Annotated in this window: 15 protein-coding genes and 1 pseudogene; 8 read left to right on the forward strand and 8 right to left on the reverse strand. The window is 37.2% G+C overall.

Annotated features, from left to right (window positions below; all coding sequences use genetic code 11):
• Positions 1 to 112: 112 nt before the first annotated feature.
• Positions 113 to 1,690 (reverse strand): GMC family oxidoreductase, encoded by a 1,578-nt coding sequence (locus tag BC008_RS09255; RefSeq protein ID WP_027845888.1) that lies wholly within the window; start codon positions 1,688 to 1,690, stop codon positions 113 to 115.
• A 205-nt stretch (positions 1,691 to 1,895) separates the two neighbouring features.
• Positions 1,896 to 2,312, reverse strand: a complete 417-nt coding sequence (msrB, locus tag BC008_RS09260) for a peptide-methionine (R)-S-oxide reductase MsrB (RefSeq protein WP_027845889.1) — start codon at positions 2,310 to 2,312, stop codon at positions 1,896 to 1,898.
• Between msrB and BC008_RS51230 the strand changes: the two genes are divergently transcribed.
• Both BC008_RS51230 and BC008_RS49360 read left to right on the forward strand, forming a co-directional pair.
• On the forward strand, positions 2,311 to 2,448 hold the full coding sequence (locus tag BC008_RS51230; RefSeq protein WP_235595837.1) for a hypothetical protein: 138 nt from the start codon (positions 2,311 to 2,313) through the stop codon (positions 2,446 to 2,448). The two genes, msrB and BC008_RS51230, sit on opposite strands and share 2 nt — an antisense overlap.
• 222 nt (positions 2,449 to 2,670) lie before the next feature.
• Positions 2,671 to 2,817, forward strand: a complete 147-nt coding sequence (locus BC008_RS49360) for a hypothetical protein (protein WP_161938095.1) — start codon at positions 2,671 to 2,673, stop codon at positions 2,815 to 2,817.
• Here the strand turns inward: BC008_RS49360 and BC008_RS09265 are convergent.
• Both BC008_RS09265 and BC008_RS09270 read right to left on the reverse strand, forming a co-directional pair.
• Entirely contained in the window at positions 2,806 to 3,585 is a 780-nt protein-coding gene (locus BC008_RS09265; RefSeq protein ID WP_027845890.1) for a hypothetical protein, read from the reverse strand. The genes BC008_RS49360 and BC008_RS09265 overlap by 12 nt on opposite strands.
• A gap of 318 nt (positions 3,586 to 3,903) precedes the next feature.
• Entirely contained in the window at positions 3,904 to 4,485 is a 582-nt protein-coding gene (locus BC008_RS09270; protein WP_036267703.1) for a TetR/AcrR family transcriptional regulator, read from the reverse strand.
• A gap of 116 nt (positions 4,486 to 4,601) precedes the next feature.
• On the opposite strand from BC008_RS09270, the gene BC008_RS09275 reads away from it, so the two are divergent.
• Together BC008_RS09275 and BC008_RS09280 are read left to right on the forward strand one after the other, a co-directional pair.
• A complete protein-coding gene (locus BC008_RS09275; protein ID WP_027845891.1) occupies positions 4,602 to 5,282 on the forward strand; it encodes an NADPH-dependent F420 reductase in 681 nt (226 codons plus the stop codon).
• Between the two features lie 427 nt (positions 5,283 to 5,709).
• On the forward strand, positions 5,710 to 7,434 hold the full coding sequence (locus BC008_RS09280; RefSeq protein WP_027845892.1) for a cation:proton antiporter: 1,725 nt from the start codon (positions 5,710 to 5,712) through the stop codon (positions 7,432 to 7,434).
• Between the two features lie 120 nt (positions 7,435 to 7,554).
• Here the strand turns inward: BC008_RS09280 and BC008_RS46220 are convergent.
• A pseudogene (locus tag BC008_RS46220) lies at positions 7,555 to 7,674 on the reverse strand (LuxR C-terminal-related transcriptional regulator); the annotation flags it as partial.
• A gap of 546 nt (positions 7,675 to 8,220) precedes the next feature.
• On the opposite strand from BC008_RS46220, the gene BC008_RS09285 reads away from it, so the two are divergent.
• Complete coding sequence (locus BC008_RS09285) at positions 8,221 to 8,727, forward strand: DUF1622 domain-containing protein (protein WP_235595836.1); 507 nt, start codon at positions 8,221 to 8,223, stop codon at positions 8,725 to 8,727.
• A 45-nt stretch (positions 8,728 to 8,772) separates the two neighbouring features.
• On the opposite strand, the gene BC008_RS09290 is transcribed toward BC008_RS09285, so the two are convergent.
• Positions 8,773 to 12,429 carry a WD40 domain-containing protein gene (locus tag BC008_RS09290; RefSeq protein ID WP_027845181.1) on the reverse strand — a complete coding sequence of 1,219 codons (3,657 nt, stop codon included), beginning with the start codon at positions 12,427 to 12,429 and terminating at the stop codon, positions 8,773 to 8,775.
• Positions 12,430 to 12,950: 521 nt separating this feature from the next.
• Here BC008_RS09290 and BC008_RS09295 point away from each other — a divergent pair.
• The 3 genes from BC008_RS09295 to BC008_RS46225 all read left to right on the forward strand — a co-directional run bounded on the left by BC008_RS09295 (position 12,951) and on the right by BC008_RS46225 (position 14,255).
• Entirely contained in the window at positions 12,951 to 13,352 is a 402-nt protein-coding gene (locus tag BC008_RS09295; protein ID WP_027845180.1) for a hypothetical protein, read from the forward strand.
• Positions 13,353 to 13,634: 282 nt separating this feature from the next.
• On the forward strand, positions 13,635 to 13,823 hold the full coding sequence (locus BC008_RS49365) for a hypothetical protein (RefSeq protein WP_161938096.1): 189 nt from the start codon (positions 13,635 to 13,637) through the stop codon (positions 13,821 to 13,823).
• 204 nt (positions 13,824 to 14,027) lie between these two features.
• Positions 14,028 to 14,255: a hypothetical protein gene (locus BC008_RS46225; RefSeq protein ID WP_072207707.1), complete on the forward strand. Its 228-nt coding sequence runs from the start codon at positions 14,028 to 14,030 to the stop codon at positions 14,253 to 14,255.
• Positions 14,256 to 14,700: 445 nt separating this feature from the next.
• Here the strand turns inward: BC008_RS46225 and BC008_RS09300 are convergent, their stop codons facing one another.
• Both BC008_RS09300 and BC008_RS09305 read right to left on the reverse strand, forming a co-directional pair.
• Complete coding sequence (locus BC008_RS09300) at positions 14,701 to 18,645, reverse strand: hypothetical protein (protein ID WP_027845179.1); 3,945 nt, start codon at positions 18,643 to 18,645, stop codon at positions 14,701 to 14,703.
• A 581-nt stretch (positions 18,646 to 19,226) separates the two neighbouring features.
• Positions 19,227 to 19,532, reverse strand: a complete 306-nt coding sequence (locus BC008_RS09305; protein WP_027845178.1) for a hypothetical protein — start codon at positions 19,530 to 19,532, stop codon at positions 19,227 to 19,229.
• Between the last annotated feature and the right edge of the window lie 52 nt (positions 19,533 to 19,584).

Consider the following 19,584-nt stretch of genomic DNA (forward strand, 5'->3'; position numbering starts at 1 on the left):
TTGGAATTGTCCAGACTAATCACTTCTCGATCTATCTTACCTTACGTCCTAACTAAGCTGGCGATTGCTATATCAGTAAAAATTTGGTTGTAGCGTTCAAAAGTTAATGGTTTTATGAACTTTTAGTTTCTAAAAGACTAGCAATTTTTTCTGCGATCGCAATAGTAGGAGCATTCGTATTTCCACTAGTAATTTTGGGCATAATTGAAGCATCTATAACCCTTAGCCCTTCAATACCATGCACCTGTAATTGTGAGTTGACAACCGCCATTGTATCGTTACCCATTTTGCAAGTTCCAACAGGATGATAAAGAGCTTCTGCAATTTTGCGAACATAAGCAGCTATTTCTCTATCCTGCTTGACCTGTATTCCGGGAAGCATTTCTTCACCCCGAAATCTATCTAATGCTTTTGCTTGAAGAATTTGACGACAAAGTCTAACGGAAGCAATTAAGGTCTGTAAATCTGCTTCGCGACTCAAAAAGTTGGGCTGAATTAGGGGTGAAGCTAAAGGATCTGCACAACGTAAACGAATATGTCCCCTGCTTTGAGGATGCAATAGCGTAGCACCTAGAGTGAAAGCATACCCTTTTATTTTGTTAAAACCATGATTTTGAAAATAAGCAGGTGCAAAGTGAAATTGCAGGTCTGGAGTTTTGGAATTGGGACTAAGTTTAACAAATCCTCCAGCTTCAGCAATATTGGAAGTTATGGGACCGACTTTCCGAAGGAAGTATTTCAATAAATTACCTGGAGTATTTGCCTTATCTAAAGAAATCGGTTTCGTGCAATTATAAATAACACCAGCAGTTAAATGGTCTTGTAAGTTTTGTCCAACCCCTGGCAAATTTGCGATCGCCAGAATTCCTAAATCTTTGAGGTGCTCAGCACAACCAATCCCAGAAAGCATCAGTATCTGAGGAGAATTAATTGCTCCAGCGGATAAAATTACTTCTTGTCTGACTTTAGTTTGACAAGTAACTTTACTATTATGAATATACTCCACGCCAATTGCTCGATTTGCTTTAAACAAAATACGTGTTACTTGAGCACTGGTATGAATTGTGAGATTAGCTCGATTACGACATGTTTTTAAGTAAGCTGCTGCTGCACTACATCGCGACCCATTTTTTTGAGTGACTTTATATATTCCTACCCCTTCTAGCTCTGAAGAGTTAAAATCTTGACTATAGGGAATTCCAACTTCTACAGCAGCTTCTACAAATGCTTGAGATAAAGGGCTGACATGACGTAAATTAGCAATATGAAGTGGACCGTAGAGACCGTAATCTTCAGAATCTCCCTGCTGTTTTCGATTTTCTGCTTTTTTGAAGTAGGGTAGTACTTCCTGAAAACTCCATCCTTGATTTCCTAATTCACTCCAATAATCGTAGTCATAACTGTGTCCGCGAATATAAATCATGGCGTTTATGGAACTAGAACCACCAATTACTTTCCCCCGTGGAATGTATAGTTGGCGGTTATCCATATGCAATTGTGGCTCTGTGTAATAGTTCCAATCGTATTTACTTTTAAATAATTTAGGATAAGCAGCAGGGATATGAATTTCTTGCTTTGAGTCGGGTTTACCTGCTTCTAACAGAAGTACGCTAATATTTGGATTCTCTGTAAGACGACTTGCCAGTACACAACCTGCCGAACCGGCACCTACAATGATGTAGTCATATATCATACACCTTTCTATTCTCCAGGGGAATGATAATCTATAATTTACTACGATTCAATAAAAAACCACCAGTTATGGCGGTATGCAGTCAGAATTTACATTAGAATTGGATGTTAACAGACATATCCAAAACCATCTTTGTATTATCCCAAATTCTTATGGAGACGTAGCATGCTACGTCTCTACATATAAAATTAAGAAACCTAATCTAAGCGGATTCAGCAGGTTTAAACTCAAGGGAAACACCATTCATGCAATAACGTTGACCTGTTGGTGCAGGACCATCGTTAAATACGTGACCAAGGTGACCGCCACAACGACTACAATGTACTTCAACCCTGGTCATAAAGAAACTTTTATCTACAGTTGTTTCTATCGCACCTTCAATGGGCTGATAAAAACTGGGCCATCCTGTACCACTGTTAAATTTAGTTTCTGATGTAAAAAGTGGTTGTTCGCAAGCAGCACAGTAATAAGTACCAGCTTCATAATTTTTGTCTAGAGGACTGGTTCCAGCACGCTCGGTACCGTGTTTCCGCAGAACCCGAAATTGCTCTGGAGTCAAAATTTCGCGCCATTCGGCTTCGGTTTTATTAACTTCAAATTTGTTTTGTGATGTTGTCATGATTGCTGACCTGATAAATGGATTGGGGAATAAAGATGCGGTACAAACTGTAACAGCACCAACTTCCAAAAAATATCGTCTTTTCATCTTGGAGCATTTAGCTGCTAAATTACTAGCTGCTCAGGTCTTAAAATAAATTAACTCTTTTATGGTATCAAAACATAAAACTTATATCTTTGAGGGGGTGTCAAAGAAAAAGAAATTACTAGACTTTTTATAGTAAAAATAGCGGATTGTAACTAAGTGAGGTACAGTTCAAAAACTGAAAGTCAGTTATAATGCTGGTTCCCGTCTTCTGCTGTGCTTACGCCCCGCAATACTTACAGTACGCTATCGCTAGCCGCTAACGTCCGTAAGAATGCGGCGACCTGTCCTGTTAGCAAAGCGGGGTGCGACAGCCCATAATTCTGCTATAAATGCACGTAAATCATATGCTGGTTTAACCCAGATTTTGCAGTTGATAAAAAATAATGATCGCTTGGATCGTTACGTGCTAATTAAATGAAATTAAAGCATTTGAACTGCGACTGCAGAGCGAGCGCTTACGCAAGCCTTCATGAATTAGATTGCGCTCTGAATCAATCATTGGTGTTACACCCAAAGCTTTAAGAACTTTTTCATCCATGACACCAAGAACAATAGGAGCTAGTTCTCCATTTTCTGGAAGCCAACCGGGTGCATGTAGCTCTGGCGCTGACAACACTTCCTGGTTATGAAGCAGGTCGAATAATATTTTTCCTAGGACGTGGGTATTTTCATCCCCACTTTCGATAATACGATTCTCTTTAAAAGTAGTTAGCCATTGTTCCAGTTCTTCTATAGAATTTGGAACATTATGAATATCCATAGCTGCACCGACATCATTAATCCAGAAGTTAAACCACAAAACTTTTTCTTCTAAACTCACAGGAGATGATGAGAAATTATTTGAAAAGCGGATCCCTTCACACACAAACACTGCGACTATCATCAAAAATTCATCTGGATATTGCTCAGTACTCATGCTCGAACGTGCATGGGTCTGATTCATTCGTTGCAATGCTTTACTGTCTACCCCCTCTTGTACAATATTCCAAAGTAGCCTAAGAGTACTTAAAAAACGTTGTTTTGGCTGTTTTTCTATATAACCAACTTCTCTGTCAAGACGTGCAATCAGTGGAGTTGCGAAAAACCAAGCAAAAGCAGCAACCATCGCCCAGAAAAACATCTCTGGACGTTTGTCAACAAGCTTGCGGATCGCTTCCATATCTTTATTTTGTTCAATTGCAACCATTTAATAACCCTATTATCAGTAAAGTTGGAAACTATACTTAGTCAATTATACTTACTTCAGCTATCAGGAAGAGCATTATTTTGAAATGGATAATAAAAGCATATGAAAGGATATTCAACAGTAGTTTATAAGCTTTGATGTAACTAATTAGTCTGCTAATCTCCTACAATATACTTAATTTTCTTGCATGCAAACTAACAAGCGGAACTACACAATTTTCTACTTAACTAAAAGTTTGTAATACAAGCTTGAATGCTGATAAATCACTTCTCAATATTTGACTTAAAAGCAAATTATTGTTACGGACTTACTATTTATTTACGTTGGAGTGTTTGCATAAGCCTCAATCATCATTACAGCAGCTTTATATAACTTTACTCCATTACTGTGTTGATTAAAAAGTCGGCGCTCTGTAAATGCTCCGTCAACTAACATCAGTAATGCTGCACTGAGTTCCTTTGCTTTTTTTATACCTATTAATCTGGCTAGCTCTTCCATCCGATCACGCATCTTCTGTTTGTGAGCGATCGCTACCTGATGTCCGGGGTAATCTGGCTCGGGAAATTCGGAAGCTACTATCAAAAATGGACAACCATAACTATCATCACTGCTTAATAGACCGTCAATCCAGGCAAAAATCCCTAGTAATTGCTCCTTGGGCTTACCCGAATGCTGATTTACTACCTCATCAAATGACTCCCAGAATCGCTGATTTCGTTCTTCTAAATAGGCTGCAACCAAATCATCCTTAGACGGAAAGTATCGATACAGAGTTGTTTTTGCAACTTCAGATTTAGCAATAATAGTATCTACCCCGATCGCTCGAATACCTTCTTGATAAAAAAGCCGATCTGCGATCGCTAAAATCCTTTCTTTTGCATTACTCTGAGTTCTGGGCATGTTTCGATCCTAATTTTTTCTAAAAACTCAATTATAACTTGACAAAATACAGACCTGTCTGTTTCCATAAGATTATTAATTCAATACAGACCTGTCTGTTTATAAGGGATTTCAAAATGAAGATTGGTATTATCGGTAGTGGAAATATGGGTCGCTCTCTGGGTATTCTTTGGGCTGAACAAGGACATCAAGTTTTCTTTGGTGCTCGAACTGCAGAAAAGGGAAAAGCAGTTGCAGAGTTTGCCAAACTAGGAACACAAGGTGGTAGCAACGATGAAGCAGCAATGTTTGGGGATGTTTTGTTGTACTCAGTGCGGGGTGTCAATCCTGAAGATGTCTTTACGTCGACTGAAGTTTTGACGGGTAAAACTTTGATCGATCCGAATAACTTTGAAATTCCAGAAGACTTTAAATATCAACCAATTATAAAATCTCTTGCAGAAAAATTAGCAGAAGAAGTTCCAAATGCTTCTGTAGTCAAAGCATTTAATACCATACCAATGGAAGTTTTTGAACTTGCACCCGAACCATTAAAAGAGCATAACGTATCTGTATTTATCGCAGCCGATAACTTGGAAGCAAAGCAGGTTGTGGTGCAACTAGTTCAGGATATTGGATTTAATCCAATTGATTCTGGAAATCTTCGCAACGCTCGTTTGATTGAAGGACTAGCAGATTTGGAGCGATTTTTGATTATTCATCAGCAAATGGGAGGATACGCAGTACCTTCTATTAACTTTTTACCCGCAGCACAAATACAAAGGCTTGGTGGGCGACAAGCTTCTAATTTGAAATAGATGAGATATATACTACTACGTAGTTAGGTTAGGAAATTGGTGAATCCTGTTTGTCCTACGGACACGCTATAGATATCGCGTGTCCGCACGACGTCTTTTGACTTGCGCTCAGCACTATAGTATGTTCTGCCTATGTACTCCACCACATTAATTTAGATAGGTAAATTAAGGTTCGTAGTAGCACTTTAGCGCTTTAATATCAAGGCTTTACCGGCGCTATTAGCGTTAGCGTGTCCATCAGGACATAGCCCAACTACAAACCCCTTAAAACCTATGTGGTGGAGTACTAGTACCTACAAATACGAAAAAATACTGAAAGATTAGTATATAAAATATCTAATTTCTACTTGGAAATCAGTTAAATATTTACTCGGTGTCACGTTACTCTTTAAAGTGAAATTACCGATCTACCAAACAAGGCGGAAACATGGCGGCAGAACACAGTCTAATTCTAGATTTTACCATTGTTCTTGGATCTGCAGCATTAGGGGGATATGTAGCAAACCGTTTGCGTCAACCTGTTTTACTGGGGTATTTAGCAAGTGGACTTATAGTTGGTCCTTTTGGTTTTAAGCTATTGAACGATGTCAACTTAATTAAGTCTTTGGCTGAAGTTGGCGTTGCTTTTCTTCTGTTTGCTTTGGGTGTTGAATTTTCCTTGGCTGAACTTAAACGAATTAAAGATATCGCCATAAAAGGAAGTTTATTACAAATAGGGCTAACTGCTACTTTAGTAACCCTTGTGACGATAATGCTTGGTTGGGCTTCTGGACTGACCCAAGGTATTTATCTTGGGGCTGTGCTATCCCTATCGTCCACTGCGGTTGTATTAAAAACGCTCACAGAAAGAGGTGAGACCAATACATTACATGGTCAAATTATGCTGGCAATTTTAATTGTTCAAGATTTGGCTCTTGGTGTAATGTTAGCGATTTTACCAGCTTTGAAAGAACCAGAAAATCTGGGTTCGCTATTAGGTATTGCTTTGCTCAAAATTATAGTTTTTGTTGCAGTAGCGTTGGTATTGAGTCGTTGGGTCATACCCCGTTTTATTCGTAGTATTGCAGCAACTGAAAACAATGAATTATTTTTATTAGCAGTAACTGCTCTCTGTTTAAGTGTCGCATTATTTACAGGTTATCTAGGAATCTCCATTGAGATGGGAGCATTCGTTGCTGGATTAATGCTTTCGGAAATTGAATATTCAGACCAAGCCCTAGCAAAGGTTTTACCTTTACGAGACACCTTTGCAAGTCTTTTTTTTGCTTCTATTGGAATGCTGATCGATCCAGGTATTATCGTCAACAATTTTGGCACCATCTTGGGATTGGTCATACTAGTAATGTTGGGTAAAGCTGCAATTATTCTGGGAATTGTTCTTAAGTTTGGTTATTCTCTCAAAACAGCACTAATTACCAGTTTTGGTATCAACCAAATTGGTGAATTTTCCTTTGTTTTAGAACTTGTAGGTTTGGATTTAGGGCTAATTAGCAACGATATCTATCTTTTACTTTTGGGAACAACAGCAATTACCTTGGTACTTACTCCTATTTGGCTGAATAATGCACCATTCCTTGCTCATAAATTAACCCAAATACCGTTTTTAGTAAAATATTTGCAACGCTTTGAACAACCAAAATCTCTTTCCATCCCAGAAACTATTAATTCTCATGTGGTGGTAGCTGGTTACGGTAGAGTAGGACAAGTAATTGTCAATATTCTACAAGGTCAGGGGTATCCAGTTCTGGTAATCGATAACAGTGAAGCTGCTATTCAAAACCTTAGGAATCACCAAGTACCCTATATTTTTGGCGATGCTGATTCGGAACTAGTTTTGGAAAAAGCACATTTAGCAACTGCAAAAGCCTTAGTTGTTGCTTTACCTGATCCCGCAAGTACCCGTTTACTCTTAAAACGCGCTTTTTTGATTTCTCCAGGATTAGAAGTCATTGCGCGATCGCACACCGATCAGGAAATCGATCTTCTAACTAACATGGGTGCGAAGGAAGTGGTACAACCTGAATTTGAAGCAGCTCTGGAAGTAGGAAGACATTTATTAATAACTTTGGGTGAATCGGAAAGTCACGTTCGTAATTTGATTTATAATATCCGGGCTGACCGATATGTGAGTATTCGACCGCAAAAAATCTAATGCTTCAATCTCCAACTGTTTTGTTTAATTTCTGTTATTTAGTGTACTTATATATCTCTGTAGCTCTTTTTTCAGCAAGCCTTTAATGTATTATCAATTAATTCATTTTATTTGCATTCATCAAAGATTAGCTATTCCTCGTTTCAATGCAGTAATTACAGCCTGAGTTCTGTCATTAACCTGTAATTTACTAAGAATATTATTGACGTGAAATTTAACTGTTCCCTCAGTAATAGAAAGCTTTTTAGAAAATTATTACTCAACTGCAGACATAACGGGTGTATATAAACAGGACTTACGCAGCGATAGCGGATCCGCAAGGTAGCGCAGCTATAGCGTGTCCGCAGGACATAGATTTATCATTGCGACCGGAACGTAGTGCAGGGTTAGCGGAGCGTCTCCGTTTAGGAGATAGCAATCTCACGGATTTTGGCGTTAGCGGATCCGCAAGGTAGCGCAGCTATAGCGTGTCCGCAGGACATATACGTCGCTGTCGCTTTTCCTAAAGGAAACGCAATACCTACGGTACGCTTCCGCNATTACGTTTATTTTGCGTAAGTCCTGATAAACATTGAATTTGGGTGAGAAATTTGTGGAAACCTGAATATTGCAGAATCGCGTGGGTGATTTGTGACTAACAGAATAGGTGCAGGTGCCTATGCCTTAGGTACCGTATCTGGTTTACTAAAAAGTGGGGAATATATGCAAAGTCAAAAAAATATTAGCGTAACAACTATAACAAGGTAAAATAAGCTGCATTTAATATGAATTATTAAAGTTATAGTCATGTCAATATTGGTCTCTGTGTTTACTTTTGGAATTAATCCGATCCAAAGACTAGCCTTAGAAAAATCTTGGTATGCTATTGCTACTGCGACAGAAAAGACTCATTCAGGAAATATTGAAAATTTTAATCATTTTGCCGAAGGTATTTTACTGCAGATGGCATTTTTGCTCAAAATCGGTATTGAATGTATTGCTCTGTTGATTCTTGCTTGGGGAATTTTGAGAAGTATCCAGAAGCTACCATCACTTCTCAAACATACTGATCGTCAAAAAGCTTTATTATCACTCCGTCTCAAATTAGGAATGTCTTTAGCTGTGTCTTTAGAGTTTCTTTTAGCAGCAGATATTGCAGCAACTGCTGTATCACCTAGTTGGGATGCATTGGGAAAACTTGCAGCAATCTCGGGAATAAGAACTTTCCTCAATTTTTTCTTGCAAAAAGAAGTTCACGAATTAGAAGAGAAAAAATCAAAAACTTTAACAGAACAGTCATCAGTTAACAGTTAACAGTTATCAATTACCTATTACCGATATTTAAAACCAAAACAATAATTATGATTGTTCAATTTTCTCTACTGCACCCAAAGCTTTCAGAGACGCTTTTTCAGCATCTGTCAAACCAGTAATACCTGTAATTTCCATACCCTCATAAAAACGCTTGGACTTTAGTTGCCTCAATCGGCTACAATTTCGCACATCCCAAAGTTGAATATTTTCATCTTCACTACCACTGGCAAGTAAATTACCATCAACACTAAAACTAACCGATCGGATTGGTGCTGTGTGCCCATGTTTAAGTGTGTCTTGACAAACCCCGCGATCTACATCCCATAACTTCACAGTCATGTCACCACTACCACTAGCAAGAAGGTTGTCAATTTTATGAGAGGATTCCGTACAAACAGGTCTGAATTTTACTGAGTAAATTTGTTTTGTGTGTCCCTCCAGGGTATACAAACATTCCCCCGTATTAAAATTCCAAATTTTGATAGTGTTGTCTTCGCTACCACTTGCCAGAATTTTTCCATCAGGACTAAACGCCACTGACCAAACAAAATTTTTGTGGTCTGTTAAAGTTCTGATACATTCTCCTGTGTGAATATCCCATATTTTTATTGTAGTATCGGCACTACCACTGGCAAGGGTAAGTCCATCAGGACTAAAAGCAACCGCCCATACTGAGTAAGTATGTCCTTCTAATATCCTGAGGCACTCACCAGTATTGATATCCCAGATTCGAATTGTGTTATCCTCACCACAACTGACAACAGTTTTCCCATCTGGGCTGAAGATAACTTTCCATACCCAGTTACTGTGTCCTGAAAGGGTTTGAATACAAGTACTATTATCAGTATCTCTAATATCCCAAAGCTTTACGGTGTTGTCTGCACTACTGCTAGCAAGAATTTGCCCATCAGGACTAAATGCCACAGAACGAATTCGTCCTTGATGTCCAATCAGAGAGTGATGTTCGTAGGTACTTAAATCCCATAAGCCAATACTGCGATCGTCGCGACCACTAGCAAGAATAATTTTATTGTCTGGCAGAAGGGGACTAAAAGCTACTGAATAAACGTCACGAGTATAGCCCTGCAGCACATTTAAACATATTCCTGCTCCTACATCCCAAAGCCTGATAGTTTGATCGTCACTGCAACTTAACAGGGTGCGTCCATCAGGGTTAAAAGCGATCGCCCATACTTGGCTTTCATGTCCCACCAAATTAAACAAACATTCCCCGGTATTGGCATCCCATAGTTTAATTGTCCGATCTTCGCTGCAACTAGCAATAATTTTGCTGTCTGGGTCTGGGCTAAATCGTACTGAATAAACTTGTTTTGCGTGTCCCTCAAATGTGAGTTGACATTCACCCGTATGGATATTCCATAATTTAACTGTCTTGTCTTTGCCACTACTTGCTAAAAATTCCCCAGATGGGCTAAAAGAAACAGACAAAGCACCTTTGCTATGTGCCGTTAAGCTTTTGAAGAATTTTCCTGTATTGACATCCCAAAGTTTAACGCTGCCATCATAACTAGCACTAGCAAGAATCCTAGAATCTTTAGGATTAAATGTTACTGACCATACCCAATCAGTATGACCCTGAAGGGTTTTGAGACATTTACCAGTGTTAACGTTCCATAATCTAATAGTTTGATCTTCGCTAGCACTCGCCAAAATTCCACCATCTGCACTGAATGCTACTGAGTAAATTTTATTTGTATGTTCTTGAAGTGTTCTCAGACACTCACCCGTACGAACATCCCATATTTTAATAGTATAATCTGCACTACCGGTAGCAATGATTTGACAATCGGGGCTAAAAGCAAAAGCCCAAGCCCAGGTATTATGACCTTTATATATACGTAATTGCTTAGTATCAGAAGTTCGCCATAAACGAAGCTCTCCATTGATCAAACCTGTAGCAAAGTATTCTCCATCAGGGCTGAACTTAACTGATACTAAGCTAGACATTGTTTCAGAAAATACTGAACCTGTAAGGTCAGCATTATTAAAGCTGGTACGCTGCAGGTTAACATCTTCCAGATAAGCTTGCCAGATAGTTAAATCTGAAAAATCGCGCCCACTTAAATCTTTTGGAGATTTTTCTATTTGTAATTGGCGCAGTAAATTAATTAAGTTACCTGCAGCATAACCCTTTTTTCGCAAAGACTCCTCTTGTAAATTGTTGAGCATTCGCCGCAAATGAGATTCCAGTCCCCCCACACCAAAGATGTTGTTTAACTTTTGTTTTACTGGTTCTAGAATCAGACGCTCTTGGGTTTTATGAATATAATCGAGGGAACGCGCTTTCATTAAGGGATAGGTATTAATAAATTCTATTGAATTCCCTTGGCTAATATCTTCCGTGGCTTGTTCTATCAACTTTTGTGTGACGTATTCCATCACTACAGATTGCTGTCGAAAACCACTGCGATCTTTTTCTTTCTCAATTAGCGATCGCCGCAACAGTGATTCAACTGCTTCTAATATTCTAATCGCTGGTTCTGAACGAATTAAATCTTGTTGCAGTTCCCTTAAAGAAACATATTCCCGATGAACTGCTAACCAGTACATCAATTGTTTTTCTAATTCTGATAAACGATTAAATTGTTTATCTAAAACGGCGCGAATGTCTCCATAAACTGCAGTTTGTTGCTGAATTTGATTGAGAAATTCCGTGACGTTATTACTAAATAAATCATAGATTGTGGTAGAAACTATCTTCAAAGCTAATGGATTACCGGAGTATCTTATCAGTAATTCACGTAATTGACTGTCGGAACAAGAACATCCTTTATCTTGAAGAATAGCTTTTGCTTCTTCTATGTCTAATCCCCTTAGTTGCGATACTTTGACTGGGAGATTTTTCCCTTCCAGTGCTGCTACTTCTTTGGGTTTTTCCCGGCTAGTTAATAACAGACAACTTTCGTGGGCACTTTCTGCTACCTTTTTAAATAGATCGCCATATTTCTCATACCCTGGTTGATACTCTCCTGCTCGCTCGAGGGCTTTACCCTCACCACTACGTAATACAGATTCGACGTTATCTAAAATTACTAAACAACGGTGTTTTTGTAAGGTATCAATTAGACGCAGTATCTTGGTATTATCGTCGTTTGGTAAATCGAGTTCTGCATCATGGGGTAAAAAACGTAATAACTGAGTGAGAATATCTCCCAAAGATGGAGCATTACGGAGCGAGCGCCAAATTAAGTGTTGAAAACTTCCCTGTACTTTTCTGGAAATTCGTGCTGCTAAAACTGTTTTACCTATTCCTCCAATTCCCAATATCGCCACCAATCGACAGCGTGGAGAATCAACACCCTCAATCCACTGCTCTAACTCTAAAAGCTCTTCATCTCGACCCCGAAAATCCGCGACGTCAACTGCCTCACCCCAGTCTTCACGAATTAAACGTTTATCTGCTTGACTCGTTTGCTCTTGGTATGAAGTTAATAGCCTTTGTTTAAGGTTATGCAGTTTTTTGTTGCTGCTACCTTCAATATTAAACTTACGGTAGCACTCTCCTAGTCTTTTTCGTACCGCTGACTGGGATATTCCCAATTTGTCAGCAATTTCAGAACCTAAATTATCTTCTAATGCCAGCAGTAGAGCACGTAATTCAGTGTTCGTCACACCATTCCTCGCTGCTAGCTCCGTAATGAAATTTTCTGGCAGTTGGGACATATCGGCAGCGCTCATCATTTTCATACTAGCTCCACACAATATATCAATATGTGAGATAACACCTTATAGCATGACTAAAAAAATTCTAAAATAGTATGTATCTCACTTCACGGTATTCAATTTTTTAGGTGTTTTTTTTAACTAAAATTTCTAGTTGGCAGAAACTCTCTTAAAAGGCTTTATAAACTTGATATTTGATTATTAAATCTCTCTCTTAATTGTTAGTTTTTTATCATATTTCATATTTTCCAGTATAAAGTAATGCTTTTATTATAGTAATGTGAGAAAAAAACTGGGACATAAAGATAAAATAATTTACACGAACCAATAGGACCTATCAAGAAATTTTATTTTTATACTTGCAATTCATATCAATGTGTACTATTTTATAAGTATGTTATCTGTACGTGAGCTTGGTGTGAGAGAGGTAGTTAAAAGTAGCTTTACGCTTTTGGGCTGATATAGTTCTTATCTGTACATTACCAATTGTAGCGATCGCTGCTAATCGAGACAATAGCAAGCTATCGGAGAAATCAATTATGACCTTCTCACCATTTTCTGAATTTTTTAGCAATTCTAATGGTATGAAAATGTATTTGGATGTAGGAGATGTATCTGTGAAACCATCATCTGTATTCAAGTTACAAAAGAAGAAAAGACAAGGTATTTCTCCGCAGGAATCATGCTTGTTCGAGTTACATCCTGCTTTTTCTCACATGACTGTATTATTGATGGAATCTGTCTTGTTAACTGGACACGGCGAGTTCATGACTCGCAGTAAAAAGGAGAACTATCAAATAGCAATTCAGTTTTCTGGACATATTAGTCATCGTTACCGTTTGAATCGTCAGGAAATCGAGGAAGTTCAAATTATGTACGATAATATTTTGGAAAATTGGATTGCTTGGAAACAATCCGATAAAGGAAAAGTACAAGGGTAAAGTACTAACTCGTAGTTCGTAACTCTTTATCAGATTTCTGCAAGGGTTTGAAAAAATTTATTGACCCACCCCATAAACTAAAATCATAGGCATGATGAATTGGTGAACAATCTTCCAACGAAAAACAAAGCAATTTTGCGCAGACAATAGAATATCTACAACTAATTTTTGAGACACTTTGAGAAATTTGGCTTTTGATCAAACGAGAAGTTGACGAGCCGGTGAAGCGAACTAATCACTTCCCGGTTTTTTTAGTGACTTTTTTAACGTAAGGATAGTGCCATGAGAAATAACGATCTACTAGTAATGGTTTTGACAACAATTGCAATCCTCATTGTTAGTTATGTTAAATCTGTTGACCTCAAAAAAATGAATAGAAATGAAAACACGCCTACGATTAATCTACAGCGATTAGCAAATATTTTCCCAAATCAAGGGGCTTATAGCCCCCACAGAAAATATTCAAAATAAGCCCGAACTGAATAAAAGTATCTTCTAATGATTAGTGTGCTCGAAAAATATCAGTACGAGTGAGTTGTAGTTAGCAAAGTCATCGATTGCATCAAGTTTACCAACTTCTACTTTTTCAAAAAGTAACTATGTGGAGGTGATGTATCAGCAATAGTTTTACGGTGCAAAAAGATAAATCCAAGTATTCATTGTGAGCATAGAGCTATGAATAAAAATCAACACAGCTATTTATTTAGATTTGTTTCTCATTTCATTAAATTCTTTTCGTTAGCATTATTCGGTCTGACAATTGCTTATGTAATGTCTGTGGTTTTTGATAGATTAGATTTGGCTGCCACACTGTTGCCAATAGTATTTGATTGGATTTGTCGCTTGGGAATTATTCTACTTTGTTTAATAGCTACAACTATGGTAGTTGAGTCCCTGCGTTAAAAACATTAATAGCTCGAGTTTATCGGTTAAATTTAGTTCATTGCAATAAATAGTTTCTCACATTTTTACTACCTCAATATTTTTGGGTGTAATCTACATATAAGGTATCCTTAATAAGATGGTAGGGTAATAAAATTAACTTTATAAATCATTATTACTCACTTCCTACCATTTTATTCTCAGGTAACTTATTTGTATTGGGTACATTAATAACCTAGTAATTGCGGCGGAAATAAAGCACCCGTTTATCAAAGGTCAAAGCTAGAAAAAACAGTACTTTTACTGTGTTAACGTCCCCTGCGTTAATACCCAAAGGGCGCGGTCTGTTTTAACTTCCGCGCAACGGTACTGGTTAATAAACCAACAAAATTTATAGTTATCTATTTACAGTCATCTAAATTATAAATAGGTTTGATGTCTCAAATGAGATAGACTATTCTATTTGCTAATTCCATTCTTTAAACTCATCGCTTGTGTTACGAATTAAACTACTAATTTTATTCCGATGATTTTCAAAATTAGCAGCAATTAAAATTAATATAATACCAATAAATAAACCAATTACCCATTTAGTAAATGGATAGTTATAAATTAAAACTACAAATTGATAAATAGTTGTCATCAAGAATGTAGTCGTACCAACATAAAGAAAAGCCCGAACTCGCAAAGCTAATCCAGCAAATATTGCAACTATACTTAAAATTCCCGGAATGAATGCTACATTTTGATTGAAAATAGCAGCCCACCCACAAACTATACACGTTCCTAATAATCTTAAATAATGTTTCTTTTCTTTAGATTCTATCTTTTGTAATTGGGGGTCGAATTGGGCAATATATAACAACGAAAAACCAATTAAACTAACATACCATAAAGGGTCCACAAAATTTAAAGTTAAGAACAAACGCCATATTGCCCAATTAACTAATACAAGACTGACATAGCTGATACGGAAATTAACTTTTATTATTGTGAGAAAAATATAGTAACTAGCCACTATTAACAAAGTTACGGGAGAAATATCAAATTTGGTTAAATATATGATAATTAGTGGCAGAACATATGCTAAATTTTTCCAAGGTTTTTTTGACCAGCCCCAATTTTCCCAAGGTAATATATAAACAAAGTAAGCTAACAGACAAAAAATTGCTGCTTGCCAAGGAATTAAAATGCCATTAAATATTTTTCCTATCGGTGTATTCCATAAGAAAATACTAATGAAGCCTGCTTGTAAGAAACCCAAATAAACCCAAATTTCCTCTCCTTTAATATTATTCCAAATAGGTTGAGAATTAGGATCTATTCGACCTTGAAAAATTGCATACCTAACTAAAAATACACCAACCCCAAATCCTAGCATTTGTTGTTCAATAGGAGCCGATAGTGATGATATGAGTAAAAAACTACTCCAAGCCCAATGAAAATGGGATATGGTTTGTAATTCAACTAATGTTAAACATAAATAATTCTTTAGCCAAGGTGATAAAACTCGGTAGCCATACATAATTGTAGTACCGAGTGCAGACATCGCAATCAAAGCATCGCCATAAGCTTCCCCTGAAGCTTGTGATATTTGGTAGAGCAATAATTCATATCCTGCTAGGGATACACCAATAATTCCCAGGTAAAGTAATGGTTTTAATTTTTGAGTGCGTCGTCCCACACCGATGAAGATTAAAGCTACGGCTAATGAAGATAAACCAGTCCAATTCTCAAAGGTTTGATAGCGCAGTAAAAGTCCAAATGAGCCATACACTAGTGGTAGGATATGCCAGCGTTGCGGAAGTGTTCGTAATTGATGTTTTTGTCTCCACCATTCTCCAAATAGTTGGATTATTAAACCAAGGGCTATATTTGCAACTGTAATTTTGACGAGCGATGTTTCCCCAAATCCTAATATTTGCGCAATAAATAATTCCAAAGACCAAGCAATACCATAAAATGTCCAATTGCTAGGTGCATCCCAACTACGAAATGCTAACGCACCCATATTTATTGCAATTGCAAATGGATACATGAATTTTGTTTCTGTTTGTCCCAGATAAACCAACAGGGTGTGAATACAAAGTAAAAATATTTCCGTACCGCACAACACCATTCCCCACTTGTCAGTAGCATCAGTATATATTGCTGCTAAATGATTTTCCTGACTGGCTAGCAATCGGCGAACAACCCACAAACACAGAATAATTAATGCTCCCGCTAAAAACCAAGCTTCTACTAAAGATTTAGATTTAGCTAGAATCTCCCACAACATACTTGCAAAAGAAGCGAGAATAAAGCCAACTGTAATTACTGCAAATTTTTTCTTTCTTAGATAGTTAGTGTTGATAAACATCAACCCAACACCAACTCCCAAACCTACTAATCTCGTACCATGCAATGGTAAAGTTAATAACTGTGCCACAAATAAAGCGATCGTTCCCAGTAAAGCATTTGTATTGCGTTCCGAATCATTATGACCCAGTTTGTTGTAGCGAGTAGCATTTATTGTGAGTGCAATTGGTGTTACCAGCCAAATTAATCCCCAATTCCCACTATTTACTTCCAATCCATACCATTGAGCTAATATATCAACCGATAAAAGTACAAAACTTTCTGCAGCTAGCCCTAAACCAACATACCACGCACTACGTCGCCATATTCCTTCACCAATACTACAAAACCACTCTGCAACCATCAAAACTAATAAAATAACAACCCAATATTCCTTACTTAGATTGGGTAGAAACAAATTTATTCCGGCGCTCAGTGCGAGTATTCCAGTAATATGGGTTAAATAAACAAGATTAATATTTTTTTTATTTGTTCTGTGGTTTTGTTTGTTCTGTTTAGACCTGAAGCTGTGCTTGCAAGTAACAACTCCTAAAGTAATACTGGATAAAAGTAAATTCAGAAAGCGTAGAGTTGGATTTAATATTGAAGTAATAGTTAGTACTACACCCAAATTAAAGGTTAATTGTTCGCCAAATTCTGCTAATTCTAATTTTTCACGTTTGTATAATCTATTTGCAAATGCCACCATGAAAATTATGTAAGGAAACAGGGTGACACTAAGTAAACTCCAAGGTTGGGAAATAGAACTGGTAATTTGAGTCGCAGTAGAAATAAGAGTCGTTTGTAATTCTGCAGGGATTAATCGCCAACCCAACCAAACTGTTTGCAAGCCAATTATAAAAATTGCTCCAAGGTCAAATTTTAAACTGTATATTCGTAAACGCCGATTAAATAACCATAATCCCAATCCACTGATGGCGATCGCCTGTTGGGGTTGATTTGTAACTGTCAGCAACCAACTCCCTATTAACAAAGTACTACCAATTAATTGCCACGAAATATTAAGGGTAGGAAGTGTAGAAGATTTATTTACTTTGGTTTGAGGACGAAGTGTTAACCAATTAATTAACCAACCACAAATACCAATTGCTAAACCTAGCTGTGTAGGATCGATACGAACAACAAAGATGGCTCTTGCTAAAAGTACCAGTAAACTGTAAATTACTACCGCAACGATTAGACCCATACCCAAAAAAGATTTTTTGTCTTCGGCTTGCAAGGGTATGAATATTTTTCGGTTAAAAGCTTGAATAATAGTAGCTATAGTCGTTCCAATTGTGGCAATATAAACAGCTATTAAAGGTATCCCAGGAATTTTCCAACCCCAATGTAAATAGCTTAAAGCCAGAACATTTACCAAATATAATTTTCCTACAGGTAAATGTCCCGCAAATAGACGATGATTGCAAAGTAAATTGGTAATAATTGTTAGAGATATAGCGGCGATCGCAATTACAGTCCACTCTAAAGGATTATTCCATAAACCAAAACTATCTATTGCCCAAAAGTTTATTGGTATTAACAACAAGGTAATAGTAAGTAATGTCCCTGCAGTTAAGCGAAGATTTGGCTGTCTTCCAGCCCAAAAACTTGCGCCCCAAAAAGTCAAGGTGTAAGCCCATAACACTCCATACTGTCCAGATGCTGGAAATTTACCCCACTGACTTGCAGCAAGTACTCCAGAAGAGATAACTACTAGAAACATTCCCAAAAATAGCAACCAACGAACGCTGAGTTCTGCCAGTAAAGATTGCAACATTGCTGCAAATATATTAGGTGCTGCTAAACTTTGTGATGCTTCTGTGGGGTCGCTGTGAGCCTTAGTTGCTAGAGTTTGAGAAACTTTTACTGACTTGTCTGATGTTTTTTGGTTTTGAGTTCGTAATATTGCTTGACATACCAAAAACTCTCGACATATATGTTTGACTTGAGAATCGGATATCAAACCTAATTTTAATAAACTATCAAGCCCCGATAGCAACTCAGGATGATTCCTGGGCAGTATAATTTCTAGATTATTTGGACTATTTGGACGCTCAAATTGCGATCGCATTTTTATGCATCCCGAATACTTTACATTAATATCATCTCTATGATGACAGTATTTTTTGACTTTATCTGTGACAGTTGTTTTTTTGTCTGTATTTATACTTAAATTTATTTAGTTTCAAGGAATTTATGAAAAAAATATTGTCACTAATAATTATAGAAACAACAATAAAATTTTTATGGAATAAAATACTGAAATAACCTAAACACGGTTAATAACTCTATTTTTATTTTGGATTGTGAAGAGTACCAACATGGGTCTGACTTTTTGCTGAGATCGGAGTCAAAATAAAAATTAAGAAGTGTGAATATTTTTTACATTAAATTCCCTGGCTAAGTATAAATTCACTCTATTTTTGCAAAAAAAGAATTCCAGCAACAGAGAACGCAAAAATCATGAAATCCCCCCAAACACCTCTTTATTAAGGGGATTTTGGTTATTTTCCCCATTTGAAGCAGTACTTGAAGGGAGGGTTAGGGGGACAAAATCTGACAAACTTGTAATGAGCAAACTACGTTAATTAGGGAATTAAGGCTTTTTGTCTATCTTAAGTATAAATATCTAAATACTTGTTCGGCGGATGATTAAGAAGCTTCTCCGATACTTAAAGCATCCCGAGCTTCGATTAGAGCATTACGGAATTGATAACTAGCTTCTACAATTGCGCCTCTCTGTTGAGCATTCAATGTGCTGTAAGGTTTAGCAGCAACTTGTCCTTGAGTAAAAAATGGCTCTACTGTTTTCAAACAAGCTTGATAAGTTTGCTCTACTTTTGTTGCTAAGTCAGCATTTTTCTCTTTAACTAGTTCTGCAAATGGTTCGTACTGAGAATAAATCCCGATCCAATTATTCTTAAAGATTAATAAGCGAATGGCACTAAGAAAAGCCACAAGCTATGCAAAATAAGCACTATAGCTTTTCAAGCAATTTAATAATTAAAGG

It is taken from the genome of Mastigocoleus testarum BC008 (genome assembly GCF_001456025.1).
Lineage (GTDB): Bacteria > Cyanobacteriota > Cyanobacteriia > Cyanobacteriales > Nostocaceae > Mastigocoleus > Mastigocoleus testarum.